The organism is Amycolatopsis solani (assembly GCF_033441515.1).
Classification (GTDB): Bacteria; Actinomycetota; Actinomycetes; order Mycobacteriales; family Pseudonocardiaceae; genus Amycolatopsis; species Amycolatopsis solani.
Window position 1 is genome coordinate 2,316,030 of record NZ_JAWQJT010000003.1, and the last position, 21,460, is coordinate 2,337,489.

Consider the following 21,460-nt stretch of genomic DNA (forward strand, 5'->3'; position numbering starts at 1 on the left):
CCTGGGGCGGTGTTCACCACTGGGGAACGGACTTCGCTCCGCGATGCACTGGTCGAGGCGGCCCGGTCGGACGAGCGCGTCACCGGCGCCGCGCTCACCGGCTCGGCCGCGCTCGACGCCGAAGACGCCTGGTCGGACATCGACCTCGCGTTCGCCGTCACCGGCGATCCCGAGCCGGTGCTCGCGGACTTCACCGCGCGGATGTACGCCGAACACGGCGCGGCGCACCACATGGACGTCGGGTTCGAGCGGACCACGTTCCGCGTGTTCCTCCTCGGCAGCACGCTGCAGGTCGATTTGGCATTCTGGCCGGCGGAGGACTTCGGCGCGACGTCGCCGAAGTTCCGGCTGCTGTTCGGCACCGCGAACGAGCGGGAGCCGACGCCGCCGCCGGACGCGCGCCGGCTGATCGACCTGGCCTGGCTGCACGCCCTGCACGCGCGGTCGAGCCTCGCGCGCGGCCGCGGGTGGCAGGCCGAGTACATGGTCGGCCGGGTCCGGGAGTACGCGCTCGCGCTCGCCTGTCTGCGGCACGGCCTGCCCGCGGTCGAAGGCCGGGGCCTCGACCAGCTGCCCGCGAGCGTCACCCGGCCGTTCGAAGCCACCCTCGCCCGCGGCCTCGACGACCTCGGCCGGGCCTTCCACGCCGTCACCGAACTCCTCATCGGCGAGGTCGGCCGGGTCGACGCCGCGCTGGGCCGCCGTCTCGCCCCGCTGCTGCGCCGGCTGACTTCCTAGGCCAGGTAACCGAGTTCCGGGTGCGCGGCGGCGTACGCGTCGAGCAGCCGCCGCGCCACCGAAACCGAGTCGATCAGCGGGTGCAGGGCGAACGCCCGCAGCGCCGCCTCACGCGAACCCGTCGTCGCCGCCTCGATCGTCGCTCGCTCGACGGCCTTGATCGCGGTCACCAGGCCCAGCGCATGCCCCGGCAGCGGCGAAACCGCGAGCGGGCGGGCGCCGTTCGCGTCGACGACGCACGGGACCTCGACGACCGCGTCCGGTGGCACGCCCGGGAGCGCGGATCCGTTGCGCACGTTGAGGATCAGGTTCGCGCGTTCCCCCAGCGCGATGGCGCGCATCAGCGCCAGCGCGACGTTCTCGTACCCGCCGCCTTCGAGGTCGTCACGCTCGCCCTCGCGTGTTTCGGCCATATAAGTCGCTTCGCGCTCCAAGCGCGTGCGGTCCCACGACGTCAGCGACGGCTCCGCGTAGAAATCCCGTTGCTGCTCCAGGAGAAGCGCACCCCGCGACGCCGGCGACGCGGCCGCCTCGCGCGCGAAGTAGTAGTAGTGCAGGTATTCGTTCGGCACAGCACCCAAAGCACGCAGCCAGGAAGCGCCGAAGAGCTTCCCCTCCTCGAACGACTCCAGCGCTCCGGTGTCGGCGAGCAGCCGCGGCAGCACATCCTCGCCGCCCACGCGCACCGCGCGCAGCCAGCCCAGGTGGTTCAGACCCGCGTAGTCGAACCACGCCGTCGCCGGGTCGACGCCGAGCGCGCCGGCGACGCGGCGGCACAGCCCCACCGGCGAGTCGCAGATGCCGAGCACGCGGCCGCCGAGGTGCGCGGCCATCGCTTCGGTGACCATCCCGGCCGGGTTGGTGAAGTTGATGACCCACGCGCGCGGCGCCAGCTCGCCGATCAGCCGCGCCAGCTCGACCGCCACCGGGACCGTCCGAAGGCCGTAGGCGATCCCGCCCGCACCGACGGTTTCCTGGCCCAGCACGCCTTCCGCCTGCGCGAGCTGCTCATCCAGCCGACGACCCCGCAGGCCGCCGACGCGGATGGCGGAGAACACGAAGTCCACATCGGACAGTGCGTCGGCGAGGTCGGTCGTCACCCGCACCCGCGGCGCGCCGGCCACGCCCTCGGCCTGTTCGGCGAGGACCCGTTCGATCGCGGCGAGCCGCCCGGCGTCGACGTCGTGCAGCACCAGGTCCGTGATGCCGCCGTCGCGCAGCAGCGCGCCGTGCACCAGCGGTACGCGGAACCCGCCGCCGCCCAGGATCGCGAGCCTCACCGGAGCACCTCGACCCCGGCGTCGGCCAGTGCGGCGCAGGTCGGTTCGTCGGCCCCGGCGCTGGTGACGACGATGTCGAGCGCGTCCGGCCCGCAAACCTTCGCCAGCCCCGTCCCGGGGAACTTGCCGGCGTCGGCCAGCAGCACCACCCGGTCCGCCGCGGCGACCATCGCGCGCTTGACCGGCACCTCGACCACCGTCGAGTCCATCACGTGGCCGTCGCAGCGGACGCCGCTCGTGCCGAGGAAGACCGTGCCGGCCCGCACCTGGCGCAGCGCGTCCTCGGTCAGGAACCCCACCATCGAGTGCTGCCCGCGCCGGACGACGCCGCCGAGCAGGACGAGCTCGACGTCGTCGGCGTCCTTCAGCTCTTCGTAGACCGCGAGGCTGCTGGTGATCACGGTCAGCGCGCGGTCGCGCAGGTGCCGCGCCAGCCGGTGCGCGGTGGTCCCGACGTCGAGGAGCACCGTGTCGCCGTCGGCGACCAGCGCGGCCGCGCGCCGGGCGACGGCCTCCTTCTCGTCGGCGTGCTCGGCCGCGGGCGCGTACGGCCCGCCGTCGCCGTCCGCCGCCACGGCGCCGCCGTGCACCCGGGTCAGCCGGCCTTCGCGATCGAGCCGCACCAGGTCGCGGCGCACGGTGGCGTGGCTGACCCCGAGCCGCTCGGCCAGCACGCCGACCGGCGCCGGCCCCTCCGCGCGGAGGGCCCGCAGGATCAGCTCGTGGCGACGCTGGGGCAACATCCGGCGACCATAGCAGTCAACCTTGCTCAGTTCTTGGCCAAGAACGCGCAGATCTTGCGAAATCTGCGTGGTTGACGCACTCTCGTGCGCACAGTTGCGCGAACTTCGTGGAGGCGCCCGTGCCGGCTGAGCCCGCACCCGAAACCGATGTCTTCCTGTCCGGCCCGCTGTTCTTCGACCTGGTGTTCACCGGGCTCGAACAACCGCCGGCGCCGGGCACGGAGGTGTGGACGGGCGGCATGGGCTCCGGGCCGGGCGGGATCGCGAACTTCGCCGTCGCGCTGAGCCGCCTCGGCCTGCGGACGTCGCTGGCGGCCGCGTTCGGCACCGACGTCTACGGGCGCTACTGCTGGGACGTCCTTTCGCGGCAGGAGCACATCGACCTGTCCCGCTCGCGGCAGTTCCCGGAGTGGCACTCCCCCGTCACGGTTTCCCTGGCCTACGCCGGCGACCGCGCGATGATCACCCACGGCCACGCGCCGCCCGTCCCCGTCGCGGAGCTGGCGGGCTCGCCGCCGGTGAGCCGCGCGACGGTCGCGCACATCGGCCTCGACACCGCGGACTGGGTCCACACCGCGCACCAGGCCGGCAGCCTGGTCTTCGCCGACGTGGGCTGGGACCCGTCCGAGGCCTGGTCGGCAGCGCTGCTCGACCAGCTCGGGTGCTGCCACGCGTTCCTGCCGAACGACGTCGAAGCGATGGCCTACACCCGCACGGAAACCCCGGAAGCGGCGCTGGCGAAGCTGGCGGACCTGGTCCCGATCGCGGTCATCACCCGCGGCGGCGCGGGCGTGCTCGCGGTCGACGGCACGACGGGCGAAACGGCGGCGGTCCCGGCCCTGCCGGTCGACGTCCTCGACGCGACGGGCGCGGGCGACGTCTTCGGGGCGGGCTTCGTCGCCGCGACGTTGACCGGCTGGCCCCTGGCGGAGCGGCTGCGCTTCGCGTGCTTGACGGCGAGCTTGTCGGTCCAGCACTTCGGCGGCGCGCTCGCCGCCCCGGGCTGGCACGAGATCGCCGAATGGCACGCGCGCCACCGCCGTCCGGACTACGGCTTCCTGGACGAAGTCCTGCCGTCGGAGACGGTGGCGGGCACCCGCCGCGGCCCGGTGACCCTCGGCTTCGGCGACGACAGCTGGCGCTAGCGGCGGGACGAGATCTGCTGGATCCCCCAGGAGTTGCCGTCCGGGTCGGTGAAGAAGACGAAGCCGACGTTGTTCAGGTCGGCCTTCCCGTCCCAGGGCCCCACGCCGACGACCTGGATCTCGCCCACGTCGACGCCGCGGTCCCGCAGTTCCGCGTGCGCCTTCGGCAGATCCTTGACGACGAGCTGCAGGCCCTTCAGCGAACCGGGCGGCATGTCCGGCACCGCGCCCTTGCCGATCACCACCGAGCAGCCCGAGCCCGGCGGGGTCAGCTGGACGATCCGGACGCCCGGCGCGGGCGCGACGTCGTGGTCGAGGGTGAACCCGAGCTGATCGGCGTAGAAGGCCTTGGCGCGGTCGATGTCGGACACCGGCACCACGACCACTTCGAGCGTCCATTCCATGGGGCGTGACGCTACTCGGCCGAAGCCGTCCGCTGCTCGACCACGAGGCGCTGGTGACGGGCCGCGCGGACCCGGTCGCCGCACGTCGTGGAGCACCAGCGGCGGCGGGCGTGCTCGCGGAAGAAGAAGCGGACGCAGCCGTGGGCCTCGCACGGGCGGACCAGCCGGCCGAGGTCGCCGCCGGCGACGTCGATCGCGTCGCGGGCCAGCGCCGCCAGCGCCTCGTCGACGGTGCCCGGCCGGGTGCTGCGCCACGCGCGCACCGGGCCGTCCCGCCAGACGAGCTGGGGTGCGGCGGCGTCGGCGCGGGCGGCCGCGTTCACCGTCGTCACGGCGGCGGCACCGGGGACGCGCTCGTCCGCCAGCGCGGCCAGCAGTTCGCGGATCGCGCCGCGCAGTTCGCTCAACCGGGCCACGTCGGCCGGACCCAGTGACGCGGCCGCCAGGTCGTGCCGCCGCAGCCAGGCGGCGGCGCCGTGCGGTTCGGCGAGGTCGTCGACGTCGCCGTTCGCACTCAACCGCCGGGTGTTGACCAGCGCCAGCGCGGGCGAGCGGTCCTCGCCGGGTGCCGCAGTGACCACGTTCGCCTCCCGAATCCGGTGCCCGGCTTTCCCCAGGTCCGTTGACAGCTTACCCGCCTCATGGATAAATGAGAAAGTAAGCATGAGAAACCAGGAGGACCGATGGTCACCGTGCACCACCGCCACGCCACCGTCGCCGGGCACCGGCTCTTCTACCGGGAGGCCGGGCCCGCGGACGCCCCCACGATCGTGCTGCTGCACGGGTTCCCGACGAGCTCGCACATGTTCCGGCACCTGATCCCGGCACTGGCCGACCGCTACCACGTCGTCGCGCCCGACTACCTGGGCGCGGGCGCGTCCGACGCCCCGGCCGAGTTCACCTACACCTTCGACGCGCTCGCCGACCTCACCCTCGGCCTGCTCGACGAGCTCGGCCTGACCCGCTTCGCGCTCTACATCCAGGACTTCGGCGCCCCGGTGGGCCTGCGCATCGCGTCCGCCAACCCGGAGCGCGTGACGGCGATCGTCACGCAGAACGGCAACGCCTACGTCGAGGGACTGGGCGCCGGCCTGCCGCAGAAGCTCGCCGCCGGCACGCTCACCGAGGACGACCTGCGCGCCATGGTCACCCTCGAGGCCACCAAGGCCCAGTACCTCGACGGCGTCCCCGACCCGGCCCTGGTGAGCCCGGACGTCTGGATCCACGACCAGGCCCTGCTGGACCGGCCCGGCGCCGCCGAGATCCAGATGGCGCTGCTCACGGACTACCACCACAACATCGGCCTGTACCCGAAGTTCCACGAGTACTTCCGCACCAGCCGCGTCCCGCTGCTCGCGGTCTGGGGCGCCAACGACGAGATCTTCATCGCCGACGGAGCCCGCGCCTACGCCCGCGACCTGCCCGACGCGGAGATCCACCTGCTCGATTCGGGGCACTTCGCGCTGGAGACGCACCTGGACGCGATCGCCGGCTACATCCGCGGCTTCCTCGGACGGGTGCTGAAGTAGGCGCCGACGGCCGGGATGCGCCCCAATGTGGCGTTCGGTGCGTCGAGCGCACCCAATGCCGCATTGGGGCGCATCACCTCCAGCCGTCGGCGAAGCTCGGACGCCTGCCGCTAGTCGACCAGTGCGCCGCAGCTGACGTTGACGGTGGACGCCGTCATCGTGCGGGCGCGGTCGGACGCGACGAACGCCGCCACCGCGCCGATGTCGGCGAGCGTCGCCGCGCGGCCGAGCATCGTCTGGCCCACGATGCTCGCCTCGATCTTGTCGCGGCCGGGGAACTCGGCCGGGAGCACCTCGGGGATGCCGCCCGTCCGCAGCGTCACCGTCCGGATCCCGCGCGGCCCCAGCTCGGCGGCGAGCTGGCGGCGCATCGCCTCGAGCGCGTGGAAGGCCACCTGCAGCCCGCCGACGGGGAACTCACGCACCGGGTCCCCCGCGCCGCCGAACAGCAGGATCACGCCGGACCGCTGTTCGGTCATGTGCCGCGCCGCCGCGCGGGCGGTCAGGAACTGGGTGCGCACGGCGGTCAGCACCGGCCGTTCGTAGTCCGCGAGCGCCATGTCGACCAGCGGCGTCCCCTGGACGTCGCCGTGCGCGATGAGGTTGAACGACACGTGCAGCCCACCCCGCGCGGCGACGGCGTCGGCGTGCTCGTCGACGGCCCGCTCGTCGAGCGCGTCGACTTCGGCGGTCTCGGCGGCACCACCCTTCGCCCGGATGCGCCCGGCGACCTCTTCCAGCCGGGACAACGTCCGCCCGGCGAGGAAAACGGTGGCCCCTTCCCCGGCGAAAGCGGCGGCGACAGCCGAGCCGATCCGGCCGGCGGCGCCGTAGACGACGGCGTTCTTGCCTGCGAGCAGCGTCATGAATCCTCCTGGTTCCGGGTGCCTGCACCGGTGCGTCGAACGAGCAGGCCCGGAATCGACAGGGAGGTTCAGGCGGGGCGCGGGAGGATCGCGTGCCCGTGCACTTCCTTGGCCGCCAGGTACCGCACGGTCTCGCCGCTCGGGTCCGGCTGCACCAGCTGGCGCATCTCCGCCTTGATGCCCGCCACCTCGAGCGCCGAGATCTTGGCGGGGTTGTTGGTCAGCAGCTGCACCGACGTGAGGCCGAGCTGCGCGAGCAGGGCCGCGGCGTGCTCGTAGGACCGGCTGTCGGCCTTGTACCCGAGGGCCGCGTAGCTCGCGAAGGTGTCCAGGCCCTGCTTCTGCGACAGCTCGTACCCCTCCGCTTTCGCGAACAAACCGGCGCCGCGGCCCTCCTGGTCGAGGTACACCAGCACGCCGGAGCCGTGCGTGCGGATGATGCGCAGCGATTCCTGCAGCTGCCAGCGGCAGTCGCAGTTCGTGGACTCGAAGATTTCGCCGTAGAGGCACCGGGAGTGGACGCGGACGGGGCAACCGTCCGACGGGTCGCCGTACACCGCCGCGCTCGGCGGGTTCATCCACCCGTGCCCGCCGTCGAGGACGATCGCGCGGAACGCCCCCTCCGCTCCCTCCAGCTGGTGCACCACTGCTCCGGTCACGGGGTCTCCAGGGTCTGGTCGGTCTCGAGGGTGCGCTCGACCTCCTCGCGACCCGGCATCGAGTCGGCGATCTCGTCGAGAGTCGGGTTCGTCGCCATCGCCGCGATCGCCCAGTGCAGGGCTTCCTCGCGGCTCCGGCCGGCACCCTCTTGAATGAGTTTTTGGATGAGCGCCGCGGAAAAAGCTTCGCGGACGCCTGGTGCGTCGTCGAGCGGGACCGGCGGGCCCTCGATGTCGCGGGAGATCACGCTCGAGCGGATACTACAACCAAAATTCTCGACGACACAGACCGCACCCACGCCGAGCGCGAGCAGTGACCGGGCCAAGTCGTCGAGTGATTGTGGACTGTCCGGATCGGACAGCAGGCGGCGCAGCTCGCCTTCCCGGCCGACGAGGTAGTCGACCCCGCGCAGGAGCCGGTAGAGCTGCTGCGGAGCACTCCGAGGCGGCGAAGCTTGCAGCAGCACCAGGGGTTTCCGCGGCTGGGCGGCCGCGGCGGACAGCGCCCACTTGATCGTGTCCATCGGCGGTTCGAGGGTGATCAGCACGGCGTCCGCCTCGGCCATCGCCTCCCGGACGCGCGGCGCGCGGAAGTCCTCTCTGGACAGTGAGACCGCTTCGGTGTTCATCCAGCCGAGGTAGCGTGTTTCGCCGGTCTGGCTGACCAGCACCAGCGCCCGCGGGTTGGCGGCACCAGGGGTTTCCTTGACCAGCGCGGTCGACAGGCCTTCCTTGTGCATGAACTGCAGCAGGTCCTGCGCCTGGGAGTCGCCGCCGACCGCGGTGACCAGGCGCGCGTCGAGGCCCAGGCGGCGGCCCGCCACCGCGAGGAGGAGGCCCTTGCCGCCCGGGTGCACGTCGAACGAATGCGCCTGCACGGCCTCGCCGACGTCGGGCAGCTCGTCCGAGACCACGACGTGGTCGGTCACCGCGCTGCCGACCACCACCACGGAACCGACGGTGTCGCCGGCGGGCTCGGCCACCACGGGTTCGACGTCGCGGACGCAGCGTTCGGCCAGCACACCCAGCGTGCGGGTCTCGATCGAGCCGCGAAGGCTCCGGACGGTCGGCGGCGGGTACTCGCTCGAGGCGCCGAGCAGCGCGTGCAGGGCGTCCCACTCCTCCGCCAGCGCGCGGCGGCGCTCGCCGAGGTCGTCGGCGTACAGGCCCTCGATCTCGGGGCGCGCGCCCACGCGCGCGCGAAGAACACCGAGCGCCAGCGCGGCGTCCGCGATCAGGAGGTCGGCCGGGCCGAGCGCGGCGACGGCCGTGGTCACGACGTGGACGATCGCTTCGCCTTCGGACGCGCCGGTCTCGCGGACGCGGCGGCGGACGGCGGGAAGCTCGGCGAGCAGGCGGACGTCGACCTCGGTGGCGTCGAGGCGCTCCACGGTCAGCCCGCTGCGCGTCCTCAGCTTGAGGAAGACGCTCCGGACGCCCTCGACGGTGGCGTCGTATCTCGCCATCGCCTCAGCCTACCCCTCGGATGTCACTTGCCCTTCTCCGCATGGCACTTGCGCGTCGCGGTCCCGCCACCCGTCGCAGCTCGGCCGCGAAGTTACTCCGTTCGGCCCGTTTGGGTCCGGCGTTCAGCGCTCGCCGATCACACAAAGGGCGTCGACCTGGGGCCGCTTCTTGATGTCATCGCATTGTCAATTGACATCGTTACAGGGCAAATGCCAACCTGGGATGGCGCCACCGAGTGTCGGGAGGTCGTCATGCAGCTCAAGAACACCCCGCTCAGCCTGCGGAACGCGACATCGCGGCCAGCCCGTGTCACTCGGGTGGCGTTTGCCGGGGCGATGGTCCTCGGCGCCGTCGTCAGCGGTTGCGCGGTGCCCTCGCGGGCCGTTGTCCCCACCGGTGGCGACCGGGTCGTCGTGGTCGTCAGCGGGACGGCGAACGAGCCGCGGGCCGCCGTCACCGATGCCGTGCTCGCCGTGCTGCGTGACGCCGCGAACAGCGGGAACGTGTCGCAGCAGGGTTCGGGCAAGAGCAGCGTCGTGCTGATCTCGGCCGCCGACGGCGGGGACCGGCGCTCGGTCGTGCTCACCCCCAGGCGGGCCGACGGTTCGCTGGAACACGGCCTTTCCCGGCCGTCGCTGATCGACCGGAACGTGGCGAGCGCCGTCGACGCGATCGGCGCCACGGTCGCGCACAAGAGCGGGCTCGACCTGCTCACCGGGATCGCCGACGCCGTCCGCGGCGTGCCCGCCGGGACCCTGGTCGTCGACAGCAGCGGCCTGAGCACCGGCGGGGCGTTCGACCTCCGGCAGGTCGGCTGGGCGACCGACCCCGCGGCCGTCGTCGCTCAGCTGACCGCGGCCCGGCAATTGCCGCGACTGGACGGCTGGCACGTCGTCTTCGCCGGGCTCGGGTCGGTCGCCGGGCCGCAGCCGCCGCTGCCCACGCCGGCACGCGACCGGCTGGCCGCGTACTGGCAGGCGATCTGCCGGGCGGCCGGCGCGGCCGCCTGCGACGTCGACCAGAGCCGGGTGCCCGCCGAGCCGTCGCGGGCCGCCGCGGCGACGCCGGTCGTGCCCGTGCCGGGGGTGACGTCGGTGACCGGCCCGCGGGGCGAGGTCACCACCACGGTTTCGGACACCGCGCTCGGCTTCACCGGGAACTCCGCGGTGCTCTCCGAATCCGCTCGCGACCTGCTGCGGTCGCTGGCGGGCAGCATCACGGCCGGCCGTTCCGACGCGCCGGTCACCGTCCGCGGCTTCGCGGCCGACCCGCCGGGGTCGACCGACGCGGGGCGGCGGGAACTGGCGGAACAGCGAGCGCGTGCCGTCGCCGGCGCGCTCACCGGGGCCGGCGTGACCCAGCGGGTCGACGCCACCGGCACCGGCACCGAACCCGGGGTCACCGCGGTGACCGGCGGGCGGTTCGACGAAGCGGCGGCGGCCCGGATGAGGCGGGTGGAGATCACGTACCAGGGCCCCGGCCCGAGCACGTAGACCGACCAGGAGGCACGGCCATGACCAGCACCGACCAGACGAGAAACCTGCCACTGCCCCAGCCGCGGCCGCGTGCCGAGACGCCGGCGGGCGACCTGCTCCTCGCCCGCGTGCAGGAGCTGACCTACCGCTCCGCCCGCGCGATGGACGGGCACGTGGTGGGCCCGCACGGCCAGAACCTGACCGTCGGCGAGGCGCAGGCCCGCGCCGAGCTGATCGACCGGCTGATCGAGCTGGAGCAGCTGCGCGGCAGCCTGCGCCACCGCCGCGTCGGCCGCGTGACCCGGGTGCTGACGCTGCTCACGGTGACGGTGGTCGACCTGCCGATCATGTTGTGGCTGGCCAGTTCCGTGTTCAACGTCGACTGGAGCGACCCGCTGGGGCTGCCGCTGGCGATCAGCATCGTGATCTCGGTGCTGGCCACCGGCGGCGCGGCGACGGCGTTGCACCACCTGGGCCACAACCAGCGCCAGCACAAGAACGCCAAGCGGCAGCTGGACTGGGTGAAGCTGTCGGTGGGTTCGAAGCTCAGCCTGGTCACGGTGGGGCTGCTGGTCGGGCTGATGGGCGTGGTGATGTTCGTCCGGGTGTACACCGAGGGCGTGCTGTCCGGGATGAACGACCTCGCCGTGCTGATGGCGGTGCTGGTCGCGCTGGTGATGGTGGTGTCGGCGACGCTGGTGTTCTGGACGGCCTTCCGCGACGGCTCCCTGGAGCAGGACGACCTGCGCCACTACAGCGACTGCGTCCGGCCGTTCCTCGCGGCGAAGCGCGAGTACGAGGACCAGGCGCACGAGCTGAGCTGCCAGTACGACCTCCTGCGGCGGCAGGCGGGCCGCACGGAGGAATGACCTCGGGGGAACCCGGGGACCCGGGCCGGTGGGAGGGGCTACCCGCCGGCCCGGGTGACGCTTGCCGAGATGCCGTGAATGACTCATTCCTGTCGTCGGACGACAGGAATGAGTCATTCACTACATCCGGGCCGGGCGATCAGGGGCGCGGGACGCCCATCGGGTTCGGCACCGGGACCACGCCGCTGTCGATCACCGCGCGGCTCAGCGGGACCGCCAGCTCGAGCACCCGCGCCAAGTCGTCCCCCAGCGCTTCCACCGGCGCCGCGGCCAGCCGGTCCGTGTCGGCCTCGACACGACGGCGCAGCTCCCGGCCGGCCTCGGTCAGCCGCCCCGCCGCATCGAGCACCCCGCGAGTCCGCAACCGATCGACCGCCGCGTCCCACTGCTCGTCCGACCACCCCCGGTGGGGCTGGACGTCCGCGCGGCCGATCACTCCGTCACCGATGTGGGTGAGCGTCGTCTCCAGCCCGCTCAAGCCCGCGTGGACCGCCGCCAGGACGTGGCCGTCGCCGCGGTGCTCGCGCAGGATCGTCGCCGCCAGCCACAGCGCGGCCGCCGGGTCTGCCGGTTTCGGCACCGCCGCCCACGCCGCCGCCAGCGGGCGGCCACCGAACTCGCACGCCTCGACCGCGCACCAGAGCAGTGCGGCCAGTTCCGGATCCGCGGGCACCACCGCCGAGACCGCCTCGAGCCGCGACTCGACGACGTCCGCGGGCGAGGCGAACGACCACGCGTCCGGCAGCGCCCGCGCCACCATCGCCGGGGCGAAGCCGAACAGCACCGCCGCCGCCGGCTCCGGGCCGATCGGGCCCAGCGGCGCCAGGCGGCCCGCGAAGTAACCCATCCAGTAGCCGCGCAACCCTGCCGCCTTGGCCGCCGCCGCGGTCTCGGGCGCGAAGTAGACGACGGCGTGCAACGGTTCCACGGCTGCCCAGAGCCGGCGTGCGGTCATGCTGCTCCTCACGGGTCAGCTTGCACGGTAACCCGTCCGGCGGAATCAGCCCCACGCCACCGGCAGCTCCCGGACCCCGTACACCAGCGTGTTGTGCTTGAACGCCAACGACTCCCGCGGCACCGCCAACCGCAGATCCGGCACCCGGCGGAACAACCGCGTCAACGCCTCCTGCAGCTCCACCCGCGCCAGCTGCTGGCCGATGCACTGGTGCGCGCCGAAGCCGAACGCGACGTGCGTGCGCGGCGACTCGCGGCCGAAGTCCAGCTTGTCCGCGCCCGGGAACAGCTCTTCGTCCCGGTTCGCCGAGTTCAGCGCCGCGACCAGCCACTCCCCCGCCTTCACCCGGCGCCCGCCGACCTCGACGTCCGCGGTCGCGTACCGCAGCACCCCGAACTGCACGACCGACAGGTACCGCAGCAGCTCCTCGACCGCCCGCTCCGGCTCGGCGAGCACGGCGTCGCGCTGCGCGGGCTGCTCCATGAGCACCAGCGCGCTGAGCGCGATCATGTTCGCCGTCGTCTCGTGCCCCGCCACCAGCAGGCTGAGCCCGAGCACGACGAGCTCCTCCATCGACAGCGGGTCGCCGTCCGCCTCGCCGCGGGAAATCAGCCTGCTGAACAGGTCGTCCTGCGGATTCTTCCGCTTGTCGGTGAACAACTCGGCCAGGAACGTGGAAAGTTCGTCGTACGCCTGCTTCCCCTCTTCGGGAGTGGCGTCGGTGCTGACCAGCAAGCCGCTCTGCCGCTGGAACCGCGAACGGTCCGCGTACGGCACGCCGAGCAGCTCGCAGATCACCAGCGACGGGATGGGCAACGCGAAGTCCGCCACCAGGTCCGCGCCACCCGGCTTCGCCAGCATCGCGTCGAGGTGGCTTTCCACCAGCTCCTGGACATAGCCGCGCATCGCTTCCACGCGCCGCACGGTGAACTCCGCGATCACCTTCTTGCGCAGCCGCGAGTGCTCGGCGCCGTCGAGCTGGATGATGGAGCCCGGGCTGACCTCCTCGTCGAGGTCGGCGTTCGGGTTGACGTGCACCGAGGACGCGCCCCGCGAGCTCAGCGCGCGGTCGGCGAGCACCGCGCGGACGTCGCGGTAGCGCGTCACCAGCCAGGCGTCCATCCCGGCCGGGCAGCTGACCTGCGACGTCGGCGCGGTTTCCCGCAGCTCGGCGTAGCTCTCGGGTGGGTCGAACGGGCATCCGGCCGGTCGCGTCGTCGGGAGGGCCGGGGTTGCGGATGCTGCCGTCACAGCGGATCACACCTCTCTTCCGGTGGAGTGCTCTCCCTTCCACCATGGAGAGAACCGGCGCCCCCGTGGGACTTCCGGCCGGCTTGCGACCCGGATGGCCTAGCGGGCCCCGTACGCGCCACCGTTCACGTGCACGACCTGCCCGGTGACGTGGCCGGCCCCCGGCGAGGCCAGGAACACGACCGTTTCCGCGACCTCGTCCGGCGTGCCGGCCCGCTTGTCGAAGGCGACGGCGACCCGCGCGTCGATCCACTCTTCGGAAACCGTGCCGTGGAAGAACTCCGTGTCGAGCGTGACGCCCGGCGCCACGACGTTGGCCGAGCCGGCGCGGCCGAGCTGCCGCGCGAGGTCGGTGTTCCACGCCTCGATCGCGGCCTTCGCCGCGCCGTACGAACCGGAACCCTGCTTCGCCGCGATGGAGCCGAGGGTCACCACGCGCGCGTTGTCCGCGAAGCGCGGCTTCAGCGCGGCCGTCACCAGGACCGCGGAGACGACGTTGGCCTCGAAGTTCGCGCGCCACGCGTCGGCCAGCCCGGCCAGGTCGCCGGGCGCGGGTGCTTCGCGGACCCGGTCGGTGTTGCCGCCGGCGTTGTTGACCAGGACGTCGACCCGGCCCGGCAGCTCGGCCAGCGCCGCCTGAACGGCCGCCGGATCGCTCGCGTCGAAGGCCACCGCCCGCGCGCCGATCCGTTCGGCCGCGGCTTCGAGCACGTCCTTGCGGCGCCCGGTGACGGTGACCTTCTCACCCGCCGCCGCGAACCGGGCGGCGATCGCCAGCCCGATGCCGGTGCCGCCGCCGGTGACCACGATTTCCCGCTGTTCTCCCATGCCGCCATCTTCACCGAGGAAAGCGCTTACCCACCAGTGGAATCCCGCCGACCGGGACACCACGACCTATTCGTCAGGAAAGTTTACGAAGGGGCTTGACGCGCCGCCCCCGCCCGGCGAACCTGGGAGCCACGCCGCAGTCATCGTCCGCCCAGTCCTCCCGGAGGCAGCATGACCCGGCGCGCGCTCGTGCTCGTCGCGACCCTGATCCTCGCCCTGCTCACCACGACCGGCGGCCCGGCGAACGCGGCCACCACACAGCCCACCTTCCTCACCTTCTACGGCTGGTGGGACAACACCCCGCCCGGCGGCGACATCTCGTACCCGCGGATCCACGACACCGCGGGCGGCAAGGGCAGCTACGCCGACCCGATCACGTTCGCCACCAGCAGCGACGAACTGAAGCCCGGCACCAAGGTCTGGGTGCCGCGGGTCAAGAAGTACTTCATCATGGAGGACGGCTGCGACGAGTGTTCCGACGACTGGAACAGCCAGGGCCCGAACGGCGGTCCCGGGCTGCGCCACATCGACCTCTGGCTCGGCGGCCAGGGCGGCAGCGCCTTCGACGCGATCGACTGCGAAGACGCGCTCACGCACTACAACCCCGACAACACGCCGGTGACGGAGCCGGTCGTCGTCGACCCGCCGTCGGACGAGCCGTACGACGCGACGCCGATCTTCAACACCAGCACCGGTGAGTGCTGGGGTGGCGCGCAGCCGAACACCACCGTCGGCCAGTACCGGAACGACTCCACCGGCACCTGCCTGGAAGCACCGAGCAGCGGCACCACGCTGAAAGTGGCCGCCTGCACCGGAAGCACCGCCCAGCGGTTCACCTTCCACGGCGCATTCCTCGTGACCGACGACAAGTGCGCGGGCATCTCGGGCAGCTCGATCGTGCTGCAGACCTGCACCGGCGGACCGGCCCAGCAGTGGTCGATCAACCCGGACGGCACCATTTCCGACATCCAGACGAGCAAGAAGTGCTTCCGCGCCTCGGGCACCACGCTCACCGCGGGCAGCTGCTCCGGGACGCAGGCGCGGTGGACGTTCACCGCGGCCGGCAGCAGCTCGGGCCTCAGCGTGGCACCGTCGTCGGTGACGGTCGCGCCGGGTGCTTCGGCGACGGCCACCGTCACGGCCACGGACGCCGTCGCGCTGTCCGCGAGCGGCGCGCCGGCGGGGGTCAGCGTGTCCTTCGCCCCGGCGTCGGTGCCGGCCGGCGGGACCTCGACGGTCACGGTCGCGGCGGCCGCGAACGCCGCACCCGGCTCGGCGACGGTCACGATCACCGGCGGGACCAGGACCGTTTCGCTGGGCGTGACGGTCACCGGCACCGAAACCCTGCTTTCGCAAGGAAAAACCGCGACGGCGTCGTCCACGGAGTCGTCGTCCTACCCGGCGAGCGCGGCCTTCGACGGCAACCTGACGAGTACGCGCTGGGCGTCCAAAGAGGGCTCCGCGAGCGAGTGGCTGCGCGTCGACCTCGGCGCCGCGAAGGCGATCTCGCACGTCAAGCTGAGCTGGGAAGCCGCGTACGGGAAGGCGTACCGCATCCAGACGTCCGCCGACGGCTCGACGTGGACGACGATCTACAGCACGACCACCGGCAACGGCGGCGCGGACGACCTCACCGGCCTGACCGGCAGCGGCCGGTACGTGCGGATGGACGGCGTCACGCGCGGCACGTCGTACGGCTACTCGCTGTACGAGATGCAGGTGTACGGCCCGGCCTGAGTTGCCGGATCGGCAACACGATTTGCCTTCTCGGCGACATCCTCCGCATGCTGGGGACGTCACCGAGGAGGAACCATGTCCCACGCGCACGACCAGCCGATGATCGTCGAGAACATGCTCAAGCAGGAGTTCTGGGAGCAGATGTACCAGCGCGACGAGCACCGGATCTGGAGCGGGAACGTCAACGTCAACCTCAGCACCGAGGTCGACGGGCTGAAACCCGGGCACGCCCTCGACCTCGGCTGCGGCGAGGGCGGCGACGCGATCTGGCTGGCCAAGGCGGGCTGGACGGTCGACGGCGCCGACATCTCGACCGTCGCGCTCGCCCGCGCGGAAGAAGCGGCGGCGGAAGCGGGGGTGACCGTCCGCTGGCTGCACCGCGACATCCTGAAGTGGCAGCCCGAGGAGCAGTACGACCTGATTTCCGCGCAGTACATGCACCTGCCGCCGGCACTGCGCCGCGACGTCTTCACCGCGGCCGCGGCGGCGATCAAGCCCGGCGGCTCGCTGCTGGTCGTCGGGCACTCGCCGAAGGCCATGCGCGAGTTCGACGGCCAGAAGCCCCCGGAGGAGCTGTACTTCGAGCCGGAGGAGATCACGACGTTCCTGGGCGACCCGTGGAAGTGGGTCGTCGAGACGTGCGAGACGCGCGGCGAAGGCCACCACACCGACGCCGTCTACCGCGCGAAGCGGTTGGAGGCATGAGAAAGGGCCCCTTTCCCGCGCCCTCGACGCGCGTGAAAGGGGCCCTTCCGGCTATCAGGCGAGCTCGAGGCCGTACGCCTGCAGCTCCAGGGTGAGCGGGTAGAAGTAGCTGGTCACGGTGTCGCCGCCGGACAGCGTGCCCAGACCCTTCGAACCGTCGTACGCCGGGCCACCGGAGTCACCGTGGTCGGTGTGCGCGGTGGTGCCGAACTCGTGGTTGAGCACGCCGACGTCGAAGTTGACCGACTCGTCGACCGAGGTGACCTCGCCGCTGCCACCACCGGTGGTCGAGCCCTGCTTCTGGATCTGCTCGCCGACGGTCGGCTCGGCGGCACTGGTGATCGCCTGACCGGTGTTGATCTCGCCGGGGCCGGAGCCGTTCGGACGGGTCAGCAGGCCGGAGTCGGCGCCCGGGCAGTCGCTTTCGACGACCTCGGCCCCGGAGACGTCCCCGCCGGACCAGGTGCCGCCCAGGTTGGTGCAGTGGCCCGCGGTGAGCAGGAACGGCTCGCCGCCCTTGGTCACGTTGAAGCCGAGCGAGCAGCGGCCCTGGCTGTTCTGGATGGCGTCGCCGTCGGCGATGTGCAGCTCGAGCTTGCCGGTCCGGTGCTCGACGCGAACGCTGTCGCCGTACTTCGCGGCGGCGGCGGCCACCTTGTCGGCGGTGGTCTTGCTGGCCGCGTCGTAGACCTTGACCACGACCTGGTTGGTCTTGGTGTCGATGCCCCACGCGGTCTGCGGCACGTTCTTCACCGCGTCCAGCTGGTTCTTGACACCGGTCAGCGCGGCGAAGGTGTGCTTGACCTTCTTCGCACTGAGCCCGGCGGCCTGCACCTTCTGCAGCGCGGCGTCGTCGACGACGTTCACGACGGCCTTGCCGTTCTCGAGGTAGACACCACCGGAGGCGGCGCCCAGCGTCTGCGCGACCTGGGTCGCACCGGTGATGGCGTGGGCCTGCATTTCCGCGAAGGCCAGTGGGGACGCGGTGGCCGCCGACGCGCACACACCGCTCGTCAGCGCCGCTGCCGACAAGACGGCGAAGGTCTTGAGAGCGGTTTTCCGGGGAGTCATCAACTTCCTCCAGTTTGCCGGTTCGAAGCCTGCGCCGGTCACTTTCGTTGCCGAGCAACCAACGCAACACCGACGAAGGTTGGTTAATAACCAATGGATCCGGACATACCTCTCACTCTGGACCCGTACGGCGTAGCGCCCCTCACGCTTTCGGCCCAGCAGGCGGGGATTCGCGGGAGGTCGCGAATGAGTCATTGGCGGCTTTGGAGGTCCCGAATGAGTCATTCGCGACCTCCGGGCGGCCCGGACACGCCCGCCCACCGCCGCCCGGCACCGCTTCCCCTACGCCGGTGCTCGACCACTGCGGCGGCATGGGCGACTTCCGCGGGGGTCGCGAATGAGTCATTCGCGACCTGTGAAGCCGGCGCCCGGCCGCGCCACCGACCGTGCCCCTGTCGCCGAACGACGTGGATGACTCATTCCTGTCGTCCGACGCCATGGCTCCAGCAAAGTCGCCGGCCCCGGCTCGCTTCACCGGCGGTAGGCGGGGTGGGCAGTGCGAGCGAGGTCGCGAATGAGTCATTGGCGGCTTTGGAGGTCCCGAATGAGTCATTCGCGACACCGCCTTCGGCAAGCTCGGTGCGCGGGAGGCGGCGCCCGGGGATCGGTGCCCGGGCGTCGTGAGGGGGTCGTTCATGACATCGCGGCGGATCCGGCCGATCGCGCACACGTGACTTTGCCGGTCCCGGCAAAGCCGGATCGGGTTCGGCGGGCCGGCTCGAGCGGCCCCGGGATGTCTTGAATGAGTCATTCAGGACCTCCGGCGACCTGAATGAGTCATTCAAGACATCGGGCGAGCCCGCCGATGCAACGATCCGCCGCGTCGGCTCCGCCCGCGCCACCGGACCGCGGCCGACCGGCCTGCCCCACCACCTCGCCGTACCCCGGTCGCCAAACGACGTGAATGACTCATTCCTGTCGTCCGACGCCATGAATGAGTCATTCACGGCATCGGCGCCCGGCCCGCCCAACCCGCGCCCGACCCGACCGACCTCAGCCCTTCGGCCACCGCACGTGCTCCTCGTACCCCGGGTTCTTCCGCAGGTACCCCGCAATGAACGGGCACACCGGCACGATCGTCCGCCCCGCCGCCACGACGTCGTCCAACGCTCCCGCCGCCAGCACCTTCCCCAGCCCCCGCCCGGCGAACGCGTCGTCGATCTCCGTGTGGGTGAACACCGTCAGCTCGCCGCGCTGCTCGTAGAACGCCATCCCGGCCAGCTCGTCCCCCACCCACACCTCGTACCGGCTTTCGTCCGGGTTGTGCGTCACTCGGGTTTCCTCGGTCATGCGCTCTCCTCGCTCGGGTTCGTCCCCCATCGTGCGATGCCCACCCGGCGGGCGCTGACCGGGTCGTGACCTCCGCTGGGCCGGCCGGGGGACGCGTCCGGCCCGTTCGTGTGCAACCCGGCCGGGGCCCTTGGCGGTACCCGCCGCGTTTGGTTGCCTCACAGGGTGCCCGAGCAGCCCTTCGTCCTCCCCGACTTCTACCTCCCCCACCCCGCCCGGTTGAACCCGCACCTCGAACGCGCGCGCGTTCACAGCAAGGCCTGGGCGGCCGGGCTCGACATGATCGGCGTGCCGCAGCACGGCACCGTCATCTGGACCGAGCACGACCTCGATTCCCACGACTACGCCCTGCTCTGCGCCTACACCCACCCGGACGCCGGCGCCGAAGAGCTCGACCTGATCACCGACTGGTACGTCTGGGTCTTCTACTTCGACGACCACTTCCTCGAGCTCTACAAGCGCACCGGCGACATCGAAAGCGCGCACACGTACCTCGATCGGCTGGAGCTCTTCATGCCCGCCGACGGCGAGATCACCGCGAAACCGGAGAACCCGGTCGAGCGCGGGCTCGCGGACCTCTGGGCCCGGACCGTGCCGTACCGGTCGGCCGGCTGGCGGAAGCGCTTCACCGACAGCACGAAAGCGTTGCTGGACGAGTCGCTCTGGGAACTCGCCAACATCAACGAAGGCCGGCTCGCCAACCCGATCGAGTACGTCGAGATGCGGCGGAAGGTCGGCGGCGCGCCGTGGTCGGCGAACCTGATCGAGCACTCCGTGCACGCCGAGGTGCCCGACGCCATCGCCGCCTCGCGGCCGATGGAAGTCCTCCGCGACTGCTTCGCCGACAGCGTCCACCTCCGCAACGACCTCTTCTCCTACCAGCGCGAGGTGCAGGACGAGGGCGAGCTGTCCAACGGTGTGCTCGTGTTCGAGGAGTTCCTCGGCCTCCCCACCCAGCGGGCGGCCGACGCCGTCAACGACCTGATCACCTCGCGGCTGCACCAGTTCGAGCACACCGCGCTCACCGAGGTGCCCGCGCTGTTCGACGAGCATCACGTCGACCCGGCCGAGCGCGCGGCGACGTTCGCCTACGTCAAGGGGCTGCAGGACTGGCAGGCCGGCGGGCACGAGTGGCACCTGCGCTCCAGCCGGTACATGAACGAAGGGGCCCTCGACGACCGCCCGGAGCTCGGCGCGACCGGCCTCGGGACGTCCGCGGCGCGCATCTTCGCCTCGGTGCTCAAGACCGCGCCGCAGCGGCTGCGGGCGTACTCGCACACCCCGTTCGGCGAGGTTTCGACGCCGCCGCCGGTCGAGGCGCCGTTCCCGCCGCGGCTCAGCCCGCACCTGGAGTCCTGCCGCCGCCGCAACGTCGACTGGGCGCGGCGGGTGGGCTTCCTCGACGGCCTGCTCTGGGACGAGCGGAAGCTGCGCGCCGCCGACCTGCCGCTGTGCGCGGCGGGCATCCACCCGGACGCGACGGCGGCACGGCTCGACGTCACCAGCGACTGGCTGACCTGGAGCACCTTCGCCGACGACTACTACCAGGACGTCTTCGGCGCGACCCGCGACCTCGCGGCGGCGAAGGCGTGCAACGAACGCCTGGCGCGCTTCATGGCGGACAAGCCGCCGTCGCCGCTGAACGCCCTCGAAACCGCGCTCGCCGACCTCTGGCCGCGGACGGAAAACCGCGACGCCGTGCGCCGCGCCGTCGAGTCGATGACGGCAAGCTGGCTGTGGCGGCTGGCGAACCTGGCGCAGAACCGGATCCCGGATCCGATCGACCACGTCGAGATGCGGCGCCGCACGTTCGGCGCGGACCTCTCGATGAGCCTCACCGGGCCCCGCTCGCCCCTCGCCCCCGTCGCCGCCGACTACGCGGGACTGCTCAACGACCTGTACTCCTACCGCAAGGAGATCCGGGCCGAGGGCGAGCTGAACAACAGCGTGCTCGTGGTGCGCAACTTCCTGGACTGCTCGGAGGAGCGCGCCTTCTCGGTGGTCGCCGACCTGGCCGAGGCCCGGCTCGCGGAGTTCCGCCACGCCGCGCCCGCGGACCACCTGCGCGACTGGCTGGCCGGGGTCGCCCACTGGCACCGGAACGCCGGCCGGTACACCGAGCTCGAGCTGGGCCACCACCCCGGCCTCGGGCAGCCGACCGGGCTCGGGACGTCGGCGCTGCGGATCTCGTCCCTGCTGCCCGCGGGCCGCTGAGGTGCCGACCGACAAGCAGATCCGGGTGGCCGAGCTGCTGCACGAAATCGGCATGCACCGCGAGGCAGAACAAGCGCTCCGGACGGACCTGCGCGCGCGGTGGCGACGCGCCCGGCGACGCCTCCGCCTGAGACGGGCCGGGCGTCAGCGGGGAGCCGTGCGCTAGCGAGCCGTCACCGGGCAGCGTTGTCCGCGCCACTCCGCCGGGCGTTCGCGCGGCGCGAAGGCGATACT

General features: G+C 72.1%; 20 protein-coding genes. 8 read left to right on the top strand and 12 right to left on the bottom strand.

The genetic code is table 11. The features are described from left to right. Nucleotides 1-9: 9 nt before the first annotated feature. Nucleotides 10-738: a nucleotidyltransferase domain-containing protein gene (locus SD460_RS43380; protein WP_290060439.1), complete on the top strand. Its 729-nt coding sequence runs from the start codon at nt 10-12 to the stop codon at nt 736-738. Here SD460_RS43380 and SD460_RS43385 read toward each other — a convergent pair. After that, nucleotides 735-2,018 carry a 6-phospho-beta-glucosidase gene (locus SD460_RS43385; RefSeq protein ID WP_290060438.1) on the bottom strand — a complete coding sequence of 428 codons (1,284 nt, stop codon included), beginning with the start codon at nt 2,016-2,018 and terminating at the stop codon, nt 735-737. The two genes, SD460_RS43380 and SD460_RS43385, sit on opposite strands and share 4 nt — an antisense overlap. Then, nucleotides 2,015-2,761: a DeoR/GlpR family DNA-binding transcription regulator gene (locus tag SD460_RS43390; RefSeq protein ID WP_290060437.1), complete on the bottom strand. Its 747-nt coding sequence runs from the start codon at nt 2,759-2,761 to the stop codon at nt 2,015-2,017. The genes SD460_RS43385 and SD460_RS43390 overlap by 4 nt, the downstream gene beginning before the upstream one ends. Nucleotides 2,762-2,880: 119 nt before the next feature. Here SD460_RS43390 and SD460_RS43395 point away from each other — a divergent pair, with 119 nt between their 5' ends. Further along, the gene (locus tag SD460_RS43395; protein WP_290060436.1) at nt 2,881-3,906 is read left to right on the top strand and encodes a PfkB family carbohydrate kinase; all 1,026 of its coding nucleotides are present in this window, start codon (nt 2,881-2,883) and stop codon (nt 3,904-3,906) included. Here SD460_RS43395 and SD460_RS43400 read toward each other — a convergent pair. Next, nucleotides 3,903-4,310, bottom strand: a complete 408-nt coding sequence (locus SD460_RS43400; protein ID WP_290060435.1) for a VOC family protein — start codon at nt 4,308-4,310, stop codon at nt 3,903-3,905. The genes SD460_RS43395 and SD460_RS43400 overlap by 4 nt on opposite strands. An 11-nt stretch (nt 4,311-4,321) precedes the next feature. Then, nucleotides 4,322-4,891, bottom strand: a complete 570-nt coding sequence (locus SD460_RS43405) for a CGNR zinc finger domain-containing protein (RefSeq protein WP_290060434.1) — start codon at nt 4,889-4,891, stop codon at nt 4,322-4,324. A 102-nt stretch (nt 4,892-4,993) separates the two neighbouring features. Between SD460_RS43405 and SD460_RS43410 the strand changes: the two genes are divergently transcribed. Beyond that, nucleotides 4,994-5,839, top strand: a complete 846-nt coding sequence (locus SD460_RS43410) for an alpha/beta fold hydrolase (protein ID WP_290060432.1) — start codon at nt 4,994-4,996, stop codon at nt 5,837-5,839. Between the two features lie 110 nt (nt 5,840-5,949). Here the strand turns inward: SD460_RS43410 and SD460_RS43415 are convergent, their stop codons facing one another. The 3 genes from SD460_RS43415 to SD460_RS43425 all read right to left on the bottom strand — a co-directional run bounded on the left by SD460_RS43415 (nt 5,950) and on the right by SD460_RS43425 (nt 8,830). Beyond that, complete coding sequence (locus SD460_RS43415) at nt 5,950-6,705, bottom strand: SDR family NAD(P)-dependent oxidoreductase (RefSeq protein WP_290060431.1); 756 nt, start codon at nt 6,703-6,705, stop codon at nt 5,950-5,952. Between the two features lie 68 nt (nt 6,706-6,773). Next, nucleotides 6,774-7,364: a GTP cyclohydrolase II RibA gene (gene ribA / locus SD460_RS43420; RefSeq protein WP_290060429.1), complete on the bottom strand. Its 591-nt coding sequence runs from the start codon at nt 7,362-7,364 to the stop codon at nt 6,774-6,776. After that, the gene (locus tag SD460_RS43425) at nt 7,361-8,830 is read right to left on the bottom strand and encodes a PfkB family carbohydrate kinase (protein ID WP_290060428.1); all 1,470 of its coding nucleotides are present in this window, start codon (nt 8,828-8,830) and stop codon (nt 7,361-7,363) included. Before SD460_RS43425 ends, ribA begins: the two co-directional genes overlap by 4 nt. A gap of 318 nt (nt 8,831-9,148) precedes the next feature. On the opposite strand from SD460_RS43425, the gene SD460_RS43430 reads away from it, so the two are divergent. Beyond that, complete coding sequence (locus SD460_RS43430; RefSeq protein WP_318307659.1) at nt 9,149-10,324, top strand: OmpA family protein; 1,176 nt, start codon at nt 9,149-9,151, stop codon at nt 10,322-10,324. A gap of 20 nt (nt 10,325-10,344) precedes the next feature. Further along, on the top strand, nt 10,345-11,175 hold the full coding sequence (locus SD460_RS43435) for a hypothetical protein (protein ID WP_290062148.1): 831 nt from the start codon (nt 10,345-10,347) through the stop codon (nt 11,173-11,175). A 139-nt stretch (nt 11,176-11,314) separates the two neighbouring features. Here the strand turns inward: SD460_RS43435 and SD460_RS43440 are convergent, their stop codons facing one another. The 3 genes from SD460_RS43440 to SD460_RS43450 all read right to left on the bottom strand — a co-directional run bounded on the left by SD460_RS43440 (nt 11,315) and on the right by SD460_RS43450 (nt 14,209). Beyond that, a complete protein-coding gene (locus tag SD460_RS43440; protein ID WP_290062149.1) occupies nt 11,315-12,130 on the bottom strand; it encodes an SCO6745 family protein in 816 nt (271 codons plus the stop codon). 45 nt (nt 12,131-12,175) lie between these two features. Further along, nucleotides 12,176-13,381 carry a cytochrome P450 gene (locus tag SD460_RS43445; protein ID WP_290062150.1) on the bottom strand — a complete coding sequence of 402 codons (1,206 nt, stop codon included), beginning with the start codon at nt 13,379-13,381 and terminating at the stop codon, nt 12,176-12,178. A gap of 99 nt (nt 13,382-13,480) precedes the next feature. Then, nucleotides 13,481-14,209 carry an SDR family oxidoreductase gene (locus tag SD460_RS43450; protein ID WP_318307660.1) on the bottom strand — a complete coding sequence of 243 codons (729 nt, stop codon included), beginning with the start codon at nt 14,207-14,209 and terminating at the stop codon, nt 13,481-13,483. A gap of 171 nt (nt 14,210-14,380) precedes the next feature. Between SD460_RS43450 and SD460_RS43455 the strand changes: the two genes are divergently transcribed. Together SD460_RS43455 and SD460_RS43460 are read left to right on the top strand one after the other, a co-directional pair. Further along, on the top strand, nt 14,381-15,946 hold the full coding sequence (locus SD460_RS43455) for a discoidin domain-containing protein (protein WP_318307661.1): 1,566 nt from the start codon (nt 14,381-14,383) through the stop codon (nt 15,944-15,946). Nucleotides 15,947-16,021: 75 nt separating this feature from the next. Then, the gene (locus tag SD460_RS43460; protein WP_290062153.1) at nt 16,022-16,651 is read left to right on the top strand and encodes an SAM-dependent methyltransferase; all 630 of its coding nucleotides are present in this window, start codon (nt 16,022-16,024) and stop codon (nt 16,649-16,651) included. Nucleotides 16,652-16,705: 54 nt separating this feature from the next. Here the strand turns inward: SD460_RS43460 and SD460_RS43465 are convergent, their stop codons facing one another. Next, nucleotides 16,706-17,722, bottom strand: coding sequence for a S1 family peptidase (locus tag SD460_RS43465; RefSeq protein ID WP_290062154.1), 1,017 nt, complete (start codon nt 17,720-17,722; stop codon nt 16,706-16,708). Nucleotides 17,723-18,715: 993 nt separating this feature from the next. Continuing rightward, nucleotides 18,716-19,012, bottom strand: coding sequence for a GNAT family N-acetyltransferase (locus SD460_RS43470; protein ID WP_290062209.1), 297 nt, complete (start codon nt 19,010-19,012; stop codon nt 18,716-18,718). A gap of 165 nt (nt 19,013-19,177) precedes the next feature. On the opposite strand from SD460_RS43470, the gene SD460_RS43475 reads away from it, so the two are divergent. Next, nucleotides 19,178-21,226 (top strand): terpene synthase family protein, encoded by a 2,049-nt coding sequence (locus tag SD460_RS43475; RefSeq protein WP_290062208.1) that lies wholly within the window; start codon nt 19,178-19,180, stop codon nt 21,224-21,226. The last annotated feature ends 234 nt before the right edge of the window (nt 21,227-21,460 follow it).